This is a genomic window from Helicobacter aurati (genome assembly GCF_003364265.1).
In the GTDB taxonomy this organism is placed as follows: Bacteria; Campylobacterota; Campylobacteria; order Campylobacterales; family Helicobacteraceae; genus Helicobacter_A; species Helicobacter_A aurati.
This window is the reverse complement of the sequence record NZ_NXLW01000008.1, coordinates 1-11624: the sequence shown is the minus strand read 5'-3', so window position 1 is coordinate 11624 and position 11624 is coordinate 1. Positions and strand designations below refer to the sequence as shown.

Sequence of the window (11624 nt, the reverse complement as noted above, 5' to 3'; positions counted from 1 at the left end):
AGTGTACTCCTCAAAACAATGTTATTTCATCTCTATTTCATCTCTATTTCATCTCGTATTAATGCTTGAAATAATCCTGCCACTTCATCTGGTTTTGTCTTTATCGCCTCTTTAATTTTTTCTAGTAAAACATCATACTTGACGGCATCTTCGTTGAATCCATCTCCAATACCCAACTGCTCTTCTACTCTTTTTCTCATTTCATTGGCACGGTTAAGGGTATCATCATCGTCATCAAAATCAAAGAGTGGTTGTTGTTCAACCTCCTCCTCTTCATGTACCTCAAGCATTCTCTCTGCAAATGGAACAATGACTTTTTTGTAAAAGAAGAATAACACAATAATTACCAAAATGTAACGTAGCAATGGCATAAATGGACCAAGATATTTTTCTACGGCTTGTGCTACTTTTTCAAAATTCGTAAGAGGGGGAATACCAGAACCAACAGCATTAAGTTGACCAGGAACCACACTTACTATATCCCCTCTTTCAGCATTATATCCAGATGCAGCTTCAACAGTTTTCTGAATATTTGTCAAATCTTCTGCGGTTCTAGGGGTATATTTCATCGTAATAACGCCTGTCTGTTCATCAACCACTTCTGTATATGTACCATCAACTACAACAGCCACTGTCATTCTTTTTAATTGTGGATATTGCACCTTTGTAGTGGTTTGCTTCTTGTCGGGTAAATAATTGGTAGCAGATTGAGATTTCTCATATTTTTCCCTATTTCCACCATCTAAATCATTAACCTCCTTGATATTATTAATAACACCTGGAACACCACCTGGATCTTTAGGTGCTAAACCTTCCCGTTTTTCTTCTAGTGCGGTTTCACTAACGACAGCAGAATCTTTACTATATATTTCTTCTACACTCTCTTGTCTTCCAAAATCAAATTCCATGTTGACGCTAACGCTCATTCTATCAGCACCGCCAACGTATCTCGCAATGGCTTGTTGAATCTTGGCTGCAGTTTCCCTTTCAGCTTGAATCCGATATTGTAATTCTTTAAAAGCCCTTTCATTCTCCACTTCATCAGGACTTTGTTCGCCCAATGCTCTGCCGGTTTGGTCGGTAATAAAAACATTTTCTGGAATTAAGCCATTAAAAGAATTGGCAACAAGATTCTTGATTCCAAATATCTGTTTTGGACTAAGACTCATGTTTTCATATAAAACTAATGCAACGCTTGCCTTTGGTAGAGCCTTATCACGAACAAAAACATCATCTTTTGGTTCAGAAACTTCTACTCTTGCTTCTTTAATAGGGCTAAGAACCATGAGTGTTTGTTCTAACTGACCTTTTCTTGCACGATATGTTTTAATACGTATTTCTTCAGAAGTTTGTCCAAAAGTACTCTCATCAAAAATCCCGTAGTCTACTCTTCCTTTTGGTATTCCTTGCATAGCAAGTTCATTCCGAACTTCATACACTTTTTCTTGAGGAACAACTATAGTATTCTCATTTGGCATACGATAGGGAATATTTTGTTGTTTAAGGTAAGAAATAGCTGCACCTGTATCACTAGGATTCTCAGCTGAAAACAATACCGAATAACCGTCTGAAGTTCCTGTTTGTTTTCCACCTAATGATGAAACAAGAAGATATGATAAAAAGGCAACAATTACAATCACCGTGACTAAAACGACAATTTGCTGCTTTCTATTTAATTTATTAATAAGAGTTTGTAATTGCACAAATATTGCTTTAAAATCCACAATCTACTTTCCTCATCATAATCTGTTATTCAATAGAATCAATAACTATCCAATATGTCTGCCATTTTCTGGAAAAAAATCTCATTCTGCTTAGGCATACCTATTGTAACTCTTATAGCATTTAATCCATAACTAGTCAAATCCCGAACAACAATACCTTGCTGTAATAGCAAAGCTACTATTTTAATAGAATTTAACTTATTGTGCAATAAAAAAGTTACAAAGTTTCCATAAGACTCAAGAATCTCCAATGAATATTTTTCTGCAAACTTTCGATATTCTTGCATTTGTGTTAAATTATTATCAAGCGTTTTATTGATAAAATCCGTATCTAATAATGCCGCATTCGCTGCCTTGAGGCTTAAAGTTGTTACGTTAAACGGTGGACGTAACTTATGCAGCAGGGCAATTAAAGCATTATTGGCAATGCCGTAGCCGATACGCATTCCTCCTAGACCATAGATTTTAGAAAAAGTGCCCAGGTAAATTACGTTCGGAAGATTCACAATGTCTTTCGGAGAAACAGCGTAGTCTAAATCCTTATAGGCACAATACTCCATATAAGCACAATCAAGAATCACCAAACAATCTGCAGAAATCCCATTTAAAAATTCCATTATATCAATTCTCTTTAGTGCTTCACCCAAAGGATTATTAGGAGTACAAAGAAAAATAATCTCGGGTTTATACATGCGATACATTTCTCTCATAGAATCCAAATTATGAAAAAAATCAGTCGTTTTTATAATTTTAGCATTGCACTGTTTTGCATAAATTTCATACATAGCAAAAGTATGTTGCGCCATAAGCACAGTTTTTGTTGAATCGCAAATCGCATGTACGCAAAATTCGATAATTTGATCGCTCCCACTACCAATAATAATGTTTTGTGCTTGAATCTGATATTTATTGGCTAACGATTCTTTAATGTCTCTGTAAGAATCATCGGGATAAACACTTGCTAAATTTGCGTATTTTATTATTGCCTCCTTTGCGCTAGGAGCAACACCAAGAGGATTTTCGTTACTACCCAATTTTATAATATCTTCTGGAAGAATGTGATAGCTAGCTATCACATCTTCCAAAGGCTTACCCGCCTGATAAGTAGGCAAATCAGATAAATGTTTATGAAAATTCATAAAAAACCCTAACCTGTTATAAATTTGCATATTGTAACATAAATATTAAAATTTAACCTTTTACGCTATAATTTAACTGCAATATATAGCAAAAATATAGCAAAAAGGCATTACTATGACACTTGTGGATTCTCAATTTAATAAACAATATCTCATTACTTCGATTGATTCTGCTTCTTATGACTTGCAACAGAGATTCTATGCAATGGGATTATGCGAGGGGAATATTGCCGTATTGCAACACACTTCTCTAGCAAAAGACACTTACAGCTTTAACGTACATGGTAATCACGTCGCCTTACGAAAAAGAGAGGCACGTCTCATTAATGTTAAAGAATATCAAAAAGATTCAGCACATAATCACGAAATCTAAAATAAAGAACTTGTAGAAATTAAGAAAGTACATATTGTTTTATTCAACTGACTTCTATTATTAGAATCTCTATCCAATTACGTTTAAAAATCCATACTAAGTGAAAGATAATATCGCCTACCCTCATAAATGTTAGCATAATTATTATAAGCAGTGCTTGTTGTTTGTCCAGAGGCATTGCTATTAATAATATAAAAATCTACAAAGTTTTGATTTAATAAATTATAGATTCCAAAATTTAATCGTAAAAAATTCGTAATATTATAGTTACCTCCCAAATGTACAAGAAAATAAGGATTATAGTATCTACTAACATTGGGATTGCTTGCAAGAATCGTCTCTAAAGCGGAGGTGGTGCTATTCCTACCTAAAATATTCGTTCGCAATTGTTTCGCACGAAATTCCCCACGTAAAAATATTCCAAAAATATCATGATAGGAATAATTTAGAGCCATATTCAGAGTGTGTTCAGGAATATTTGCAAGAGGCAATCCCTTTTGAGCTCCTGAAGTTGCCTCATTCTTATTCCAAGTATAAGAAAGTGTGAATCCAATATCTCCGATTTTTATATCAAGTGGCTTAAGCTGGGCTGCAAGCTCAATTCCATAACTTCGCGCGGTATCAACATTGATAGGATTTTGGCAACCCGGTTGAATACTGCCAACAGCACTTCCACTAGGACATATAAATCCTGCAGGCAATGCGCCACCGACGGCTACCGCAATACTAGAAATCTTATCTCTAAAATCAGTATAGAATCCTGTAAGAGTTATTTCATGCCAATCTGTATCGTGCATGAGAGTAACTTCACTATTAATCGAAGACTCTGGTTGCAAATCCGGATTCCCATATATCCTAATAGCACCTCTGCCTGTGCTAGAGCTTCAACCGGGTGCAACTTGTGTGATTGTGGGAACTTTATAGCCAGTAGACACCCCCAAATTCAATGTAAAACCCCAAATACTATCCTCCATGATATGATAAATAAAGAAAGCTCGTGGAGAAAAATTAAAACCAAAACTTGAATTGACGTTTAATCTTCCACCAAATGTAAGAATTACATTATCCAGAATCATATATTCATCTTCAGCAAAAATACTAAAATTGTGCCTATCAAGCAATGTGGGAACATCGCCCCCAAATTTCGTACCATTAAGTGCTGTAATAGTGTTGTAGACGTATTGTCCTCCAGCTATAACTTTCATACGCCAAAATGGAACAATTGTCTTATGCTCTGCGACTATATCCTGCCCTAATCTATTGCGCGTTTCATTGTAGTTGCTATTATACTGCACACTTGAATCTGTGCGAATAATACCATTTGTACCATAACTACCTTGATGTCTTAAGAGAAAATTATTGCGCATGAAAAGAGTATTCTCAAACGCATGAGGATCATACCATTGACCAAAATGTGCAAAATCAGTATAGAAATAATTATGCTCATTCATTGCATATCCCAATCGCGTGCCTATTTGGTATTGATTGCTTTTGCCAGCACCAATAAGTGAAATTTCATTCGGTCCTAATGTGGGCGTTGAATTTGCATCTGAAGGATTATAGTTCAGATTAGATAGCCTCTCTAAGGGAGAAAAAGAAAACGTGTCTTTTACTCTTAATTGCAATGACCATTTCTTAAGTGAATCTAGAGGACCAGCAGTAAAAAGCGAAACACCCAAATAATTAGAGAATATTTGCCTCTCTTGTGCTGTAGCCTCTAGTGTAGCATTGCTTACCCATTTATCAAAACTCTTTTTAAGAATCACATTCACAACACCACCAATAGCATCACTTCCGTAGATTGTAGAAGCAGGACCTCTAATAACCTCAATCCTTTCAATAGCCGCAATAGGAGGCATGAAAGAACCTTGTGAGAAATTCACATTAGGAAATGTCTCCTGATCGCTATCCTGCCTTACACCGTCGACAAGAAAAAGAGTATAGCTCGCCGGCATACCCCGTAAGGAGACTGCAAAACCACCAAAGCTTGTTGCTCCAACATCAACACTTACACCAGGTATTTGTGCAATAGCCTCACTTAAATCCCTAATAGGGCGACTCTGTAAATCTTTATTACTAATTACAGACATAGAGAAGCTGGAGCATTTTTAATATCTTGTTCAAAACCCGTAGCGGTAGTGATAATTTTATCAAGTATATAAGATTTTGTCTCTTTGACTTGCGCCAGCAACATTTGCGAATTGGAATCCTCTGCATGAACAACAGACAAGCTTACCATCAAGAGAAGGATTTGGCTTACATATATTCCCTTTTTCATTGTTAATAACCTTTATATATAAATTAATCATAAGGAAAAATCAAATTAATATCAATTACTTTTTGATATTCATAATATATAGAGAATATCATAACAAAACTTAAAAATATATAAATTTAATATTTATTATTAATATATAAAGTTACATAGACGAATATTTATGCTCTCAAAACACCAATTGCTAATCACAGTAGTGTATAATTAGACATTATCCTAAGGTCAAGGTTGATTATGCTTTCATTTTCAGAAATTATTTTACGATTACAATCCTTTTGGGCAAATGCAACGTTTAATGAACAAGAAGCAGATTCTACAAGAGGTTGCATTATCCTGCAGCCCTATGATTTACCCGCGGGAGCTGGTACTTTCCACCCCGCAACTTTGTTAAGAAGTTTGGATAAAACCTCATGGGCGGTAGCTTACGTGGCTCCTTCACGTAGACCAACTGATGGTCGTTATGGTGAGAATCCCAACCGTCTAGGAAGCTATTATCAATTTCAAGTACTTATTAAGCCGTCGCCAAACAATATTCAAGAGCTTTATTTGCAGAGCTTAAGTACTCTAGGGCTTGATATTTATGCGCATGATATTCGTTTTGTAGAGGACAATTGGGAATCTCCTACACTCGGTGCGTGGGGATTGGGCTGGGAAGTATGGCTTGATGGCATGGAAATCACGCAGTTTACTTATTTTCAACAAGTAGGTGGTATTCCCTGCGAAAGTATTAGCGTAGAAATTACTTATGGTATTGAAAGATTAGCAATGTATATACAAGAAGTAGAATCTCTATTTAAAATTGCATGGAATGGACATGATAAAATCCAGCCTCACACGACAAAAACTTATGCAGATGTTCATTTACAAGCAGAATATGAATTTTCCAAGTACCATTTTGAAATTGCAAGTGTTGAATTTTTATTACAAACCTTTGAAAACTTCCAAAATGAGGCGAAACACTGCCTAGAATCAAAATTGCCACTACCGGCTTATGACTATACAATATTATCAAGCCATTTCTTTAATATACTTGACGCTAGAGGGGCATTATCGGTTTCACAAAGACAAGAATATATTCTTAAGATTCGACAACTTGCGAAAGGTTGTGCAATTTGCTATAAAGAACAAGAAAAAGAAAGGGCACAGAGATTAGAAAACACTAAGAATACGTTATAAAACAGAGTAAGTTTTAGAATCTGCACTGCTTGAAACATAAACTCAATTACAAATCATGACAATACATCAATCAATCTCAAATTCTCTACGAATTGATTATTTTACAGATATAAATATTTTAGTTATCCATATAACTATATAACTTCGGCTTATGGATTTTAGAGAGAAATATTAAAATATTATGAATTTTATACTAAATATAAGACTACATTTAATATCAGTACACCAACACAATATTATCTTTTCATTGGCTATATTTAAGCTGTTATGACTAAACTTTCTTATCAACAAAGAATGCGGCTACTCACTTCTCGTTAAAATCATTGAACTTTTTATTCCTCTTGTTCAAGATAGTTTCATAGAATCTTATTGTTTGTGTAGTAACCTAACCTACTTCTATAAGTATTTGCTTGCTATTTTGTCTTTTAAGATTCCTTATCTTGCTCGAAAAAGCGAAAAAAACCATTTTCATGGGTAGTCTGTTTTTGCCTTGCAATAACAAGAGATCCAGATTTTGCACTCTTAGTAACCGTGCTGCCTGCCGCAATTAAAACGTTATCTTGTATTTCTAATGGCGCAACCAATTGACAATCACTCCCCACAAATACATTCTTGCCAATTAGTGTTTGGTGTTTCTTTTTACCATCATAATTACAGGTAATCACTCCAGCACCAATATTACTTCCTTCATCGATTCTACAATCTCCTAGATAGCTCAAATGTCCAGCTTTAACACCCGTAAGATTGGCGTTTTTACACTCCACAAAATTACCAATATGCGAATTGGTAATCATGCAAGACGGGCGAATATGGGCATTAGGTCCTATATCACTCTTGATAATACTGCTATTCTCTATTACTGTATGTGCTTTGATATGGGAATCTTTAATGATACTTCTACCTGTGATACAAACGCCATTTTCAAGGATACATTCCCCCTCAAACACCACATCATTTTCTATATAAATACTCTTAGGCATACGCATAATTACCCCTTGCTGCATTGCCTTTAATCGCAAACTATCCAACATAATATCCTGCGCTTTTGCTAATTCTACCTTAGAGTTTATCCCTAAAAGATGCTCTGATTCTAAAATATGCCCAGCTATTAATACCCCATCAAGTGCAGCAAGTCTAATAATATCCGTAAGGTAATACTCACTTTGATTGTTATTTGGTAATAATGAAGCAATATACTTACAAAGAATCTCTTTCTGAAAACAATACACTCCACCATTGACAAGAGACACTTGCTTTTGCTCTTGTGTGCAGTCTCTTTCTTCAATGATCTGGCGAATACACAATGGATTCCCGCTGCTATTTGTGGTAATAATACGACCGTAGCCATAAGGATTGTTTGTTTCAAAAATTCCAACACAAATATCTGCGCGACTCTGCAATAATACTTCTAAATCTGCAACATCTACAAAAGGCGTGTCCCCACTCATGACAATTACCCTGTCTCCCTGTAATGGCAAGAGTCTTACTTGCTCATGTTCTTCGGAAGATTCTGCAATAAGTGCTCCACCCGTACCCGGATACTTAGCATACATTTGCGTATGAAAATGTAATTTATCACGTAAATAGAGAGGATAACGCTGCTCAATATGTTCTTTAATCACTTGTTCTTGATGAAATAAAACAACATGCACATCAGAACTCACACTTAAGGCAGTATCAATAGTATAATCAAGCATGCTTTTGCCACAAATCTTATGCAACACTTTTGGAACAGTAGAACGCATTCTTGTCCCCAACCCAGCAGCTAAAATAACAACTGATGTCATATCCAACCTTTTAACGAAACTTATACGATGATTATACTATAAATTGGATTCTTATCAGCTCATGCTTCTAAAGTGCTAAGATTATACAAACTCGTGAAATCCACAATGTCGATATGTTTGCTTAATTGTTTATTGAGACTCATAGACACAATAATGAGTTGTCTATCTCGAGTTGTAAACATAGATTGAAGATTCTTGATGCGCAATTGTATGCTTTCTAGGCTTGCAAAAGGCATACACAGAAAATACACTCGCTTCTTTTTGTCTAAGAAATCAAAGTAATCATCGTAACACAACATGAACCCACGCGCAATAAGCTCTAAATAAACCATATTTTCGTACATGCGCAAAAAATGCTTATTATCAGCAAACACAAAAAGTGAAAAATCATAAAAATATAACTTATATCTTTTGTGCTTTGATTCTATGTTGTTGGTATGCTCGCATACAGAGATAATATATTCATCTTGCAGCTTTTCTATGAGGGGATAAAGACGGTCTTTAGAAATTTGTACACAATTTTTTAATTGCGTATAAAGGCTATTAGTAGTTATCTTTAGTGATTGGAAGGACAACATAGCACAAAAAATAGCAAGATTCTCTTCTAAGGCAAGCCTCATGATCTGCCACTTTCTCTGCTCTCTTTGGAATCGAGGTAAATGATAAATTTCAGGTGCATTACCACATTGGATAAAATTTCCAAAAAGAGACTCTATGCCAAGATTCTTTGTATCGCTAGCCAAATATTCTTCAAAGCTCAAATGTCGTAATATTACGTAAGAAAAATCTCTAAGCATAGAATCTTGTTTATAAACGGCATATTTACCAATCAAAATAATTCTTATTTCATCCAATTGCGAAAGTAATTCGCTATCTAAAAAACCTTCTCGGTAATTGTCAATTACAATAAGTTTGATTCCTGAATCTACAGATAATAATTTCTTTTTTGCTTCTTGCAATAACTTCTTATTAGAAGCAAACATAAGATTAATATAGCAAAGAGACGAAACAGCCTCTCCCATTAACGCTAATGTTGTCTTACCACTAGAAGGAGAACCAGAAAGATACACTCTATGCGATTTCACACTCAAACTACGCGGAATGAAATCTTTGATTCTATAATGTTCTCTCTCCATATTGTTCTAGCGAATAAACACAATTTTTGAGCGAGTTCTTACGCGCTCAAAATACTCTGCAAGAATCTTTTCTTGATTAGTCATCATAAGTTTTTGAACAATATAGCCTTTTGCTTTCTCAAAATCCACGTGGGTTATATCAAGTTTATTTTTCACAAAAAATGCAACATAACTACCTTCCCCTGATTCCAAAACTGGAGTAAAGGTATTTTGCGACGTAGTAAGAAACACATCTGCAATCTGATGTGGCAAGCTCTCTAATTCTAACTCTTCCTCGCCTTTTGCAATATTGCTAGGTAATGGTGAAGAAAGTCCCGATCGTATAAAAGATTCCAAGCTTTGTTTATCCTTACTAACAAATTTAATACTTTGCACTCTTTTGGGGATAAGGAATTCTTCTGAATGTTCATTGTAATATTTACGCAATTCATCTTCTTGTCCTATATTACTCGAAAATAAGATCTTACGCATCAAATCTTGCATTAACATCTGCTCTTTAAGTTTTGCGCGATATTCGCTTAATGACATGCCCTCTTTTACAACTGCTGCATAAAATTGATTCAAATTCATGTTGTTTTGCTCGGCTATTTGGTTAATTTGAGAATCTATTTGCGCGTCTGTTACCTCTATCTTTAATCGCTTAATTTCCTCTTTACGTAACTCTTCCATAATAAGAAAATCTGTGGCTCGCAATTTGTCTGTATTGAGCATTTTTTCTGCTTGGGAAATTGCATAGAGGGTAATAGGTTCTCCATTGACAAAAAGGGCAATGCCATCAACAATATTTCTCTTTTTGTAGCTAATTGTATGCTTAGGAGAATCTATTTGCATGTCTTGAGTTTGAGTATCGGACCTTGTGGCTTGCAACTGCGCTTCTTCTAAAGCAAATACAATACTGCCTATCGAGAATCCTAAAAACAAAATAAATACCTTATAATAACCCATTGCTTTCTCCTAATTCTTAGCCCTTTGATTCTAACTAGAAAAGTTAAATAATAACATTGTAACGACTAACTAAACCCATTATACAATTCTCAAACCAAGTAAATTAAGTCTGGTTAGAGTATAATTAAAAATTTTTATGTAATATGCTATAATTTTTAGCAAGTTAATGGTTTATTTAGTTTTAATGAGTAAAGGAGTTATTATGTTGGCTTGGGACGATAAATATAGTGTTGGGAATTACCTTATTGATGAGCAGCACAAGAAGCTTTTCGAATTAGCAAATATGGCAGATAATATGATAGGTAAGCAGACTGATCCTGCAGAAATAAAAAAAATGTTAGCGGCACTTTTTGAGTATATGAAAACACATTTTCGGGATGAAGAAACATATATGGCAGGCATACAGTATCCCGGATTAAATCTTCACAAAGAAAAACACAAGCAGATTATCGCAGAAATAACTTTACTAGTCAAAAATATGAAGCATGACTTCAAACAACAACTTGTTATCATCATGGAACAATGGCTCTTAAAGCATATCCTACAAGAAGATATGGGGTATCATAATTACCGAGAGGATATGAAAGCAAAAAGAGCAAAACAAGCCAGCACAACAAATGTTCCAACCACAGAAAATAAAAGTACAAGCATACTAAAAAGTTCCACTTTGGAAACAAAAGCAAAAGGCAAAAAAGGAGTAATGCATATATACACTTGTTTATGTGGAAATACTTATAACATTGCGCCAGATATTCATGCAAAGATTCAAAGTGGAGAAGAAACACATAAATGCCAAGATTGCACAACAAATATCAAATATGTTACCGATCATGAGGTCAACTAAGATCAATCAGTCAAGCAGTAGGAGTTATTATGTTGCTAGCTTGGGATGATAAATATAGCGTTGGAAATTACCTTATTGATGAGCAACACAAGAAGCTTTTCGAATTAGCAAATATGGCAGGTAATATGATAGGTAAGCAGACTGATCCTGCAGAAATAAAAAAAATGTTAGCGGCACTTTTTGAGTATATGAAAACACATTTTCGGGATGAAGAAACATATATGG

Annotated in this window: 10 protein-coding genes and 1 pseudogene; 4 read left to right on the top strand and 7 right to left on the bottom strand. The window is 34.9% G+C overall.

From position 1 onward, the window contains the following. Positions 1-32: 32 nt before the first annotated feature. Both fliF and hisC read right to left on the bottom strand, forming a co-directional pair. Positions 33-1724 carry a flagellar basal-body MS-ring/collar protein FliF gene (gene fliF, locus CQA66_RS05160; RefSeq protein ID WP_104762296.1) on the bottom strand — a complete coding sequence of 564 codons (1692 nt, stop codon included), beginning with the start codon at positions 1722-1724 and terminating at the stop codon, positions 33-35. A gap of 38 nt (positions 1725-1762) precedes the next feature. Then, a complete protein-coding gene (gene hisC, locus CQA66_RS05155) occupies positions 1763-2863 on the bottom strand; it encodes a histidinol-phosphate transaminase (RefSeq protein WP_104762295.1) in 1101 nt (366 codons plus the stop codon). Between the two features lie 115 nt (positions 2864-2978). Between hisC and CQA66_RS05150 the strand changes: the two genes are divergently transcribed. Further along, positions 2979-3236, top strand: coding sequence for a FeoA family protein (locus CQA66_RS05150; RefSeq protein WP_104762294.1), 258 nt, complete (start codon positions 2979-2981; stop codon positions 3234-3236). Between the two features lie 83 nt (positions 3237-3319). On the opposite strand, the pseudogene CQA66_RS05145 reads toward CQA66_RS05150, so the two are convergent. Next, positions 3320-5326, bottom strand: a pseudogene (locus CQA66_RS05145) (TonB-dependent receptor domain-containing protein). After that, positions 5317-5514, bottom strand: coding sequence for a hypothetical protein (locus tag CQA66_RS09490; protein WP_233707652.1), 198 nt, complete (start codon positions 5512-5514; stop codon positions 5317-5319). The pseudogene CQA66_RS05145 and the gene CQA66_RS09490 overlap by 10 nt, the downstream one beginning before the upstream one ends. Positions 5515-5745: 231 nt before the next feature. On the opposite strand from CQA66_RS09490, the gene glyQ reads away from it, so the two are divergent. Next, positions 5746-6687, top strand: coding sequence for a glycine--tRNA ligase subunit alpha (gene glyQ / locus CQA66_RS05140; RefSeq protein WP_104762293.1), 942 nt, complete (start codon positions 5746-5748; stop codon positions 6685-6687). A 425-nt stretch (positions 6688-7112) separates the two neighbouring features. On the opposite strand, the gene glmU is transcribed toward glyQ, so the two are convergent. From glmU to CQA66_RS05125, 3 genes are read right to left on the bottom strand one after another with little or no spacing between them, the layout of a single operon-like run. Beyond that, positions 7113-8474 carry a bifunctional UDP-N-acetylglucosamine diphosphorylase/glucosamine-1-phosphate N-acetyltransferase GlmU gene (glmU, locus tag CQA66_RS05135; protein ID WP_104762292.1) on the bottom strand — a complete coding sequence of 454 codons (1362 nt, stop codon included), beginning with the start codon at positions 8472-8474 and terminating at the stop codon, positions 7113-7115. Between the two features lie 59 nt (positions 8475-8533). After that, entirely contained in the window at positions 8534-9610 is a 1077-nt protein-coding gene (locus CQA66_RS05130; RefSeq protein ID WP_104762291.1) for an ATP-binding protein, read from the bottom strand. A gap of 6 nt (positions 9611-9616) precedes the next feature. Then, a complete protein-coding gene (locus tag CQA66_RS05125) occupies positions 9617-10555 on the bottom strand; it encodes a peptidylprolyl isomerase (RefSeq protein WP_233707651.1) in 939 nt (312 codons plus the stop codon). Between the two features lie 202 nt (positions 10556-10757). Between CQA66_RS05125 and CQA66_RS05120 the strand changes: the two genes are divergently transcribed. Continuing rightward, on the top strand, positions 10758-11399 hold the full coding sequence (locus CQA66_RS05120) for a bacteriohemerythrin (RefSeq protein ID WP_233707650.1): 642 nt from the start codon (positions 10758-10760) through the stop codon (positions 11397-11399). 29 nt (positions 11400-11428) lie between these two features. Next, the coding region (locus CQA66_RS05115; RefSeq protein ID WP_181882241.1) for a bacteriohemerythrin at positions 11429-11624 on the top strand (196 nt) is incomplete at its 3' end.

Bases quoted from the DNA above. Each gene is read 5' to 3' on its own strand.
- CQA66_RS05120 (WP_233707650.1), top strand. From the start codon at position 10,758: ATGTTGGCTTGGGACGATAAATATAGTGTTGGGAATTACCTTATTGAT.
- CQA66_RS05125 (WP_233707651.1), bottom strand. From the start codon at position 10,555: ATGGGTTATTATAAGGTATTTATTTTGTTTTTAGGATTCTCGATAGGC.
- glyQ (WP_104762293.1), top strand. From the start codon at position 5,746: ATGCTTTCATTTTCAGAAATTATTTTACGATTACAATCCTTTTGGGCA.
- CQA66_RS05130 (WP_104762291.1), bottom strand. From the start codon at position 9,610: ATGGAGAGAGAACATTATAGAATCAAAGATTTCATTCCGCGTAGTTTG.
- CQA66_RS05150 (WP_104762294.1), top strand. From the start codon at position 2,979: ATGACACTTGTGGATTCTCAATTTAATAAACAATATCTCATTACTTCG.
- hisC (WP_104762295.1), bottom strand. From the start codon at position 2,863: ATGAATTTTCATAAACATTTATCTGATTTGCCTACTTATCAGGCGGGT.
- glmU (WP_104762292.1), bottom strand. From the start codon at position 8,474: ATGACATCAGTTGTTATTTTAGCTGCTGGGTTGGGGACAAGAATGCGT.
- CQA66_RS09490 (WP_233707652.1), bottom strand. From the start codon at position 5,514: ATGAAAAAGGGAATATATGTAAGCCAAATCCTTCTCTTGATGGTAAGC.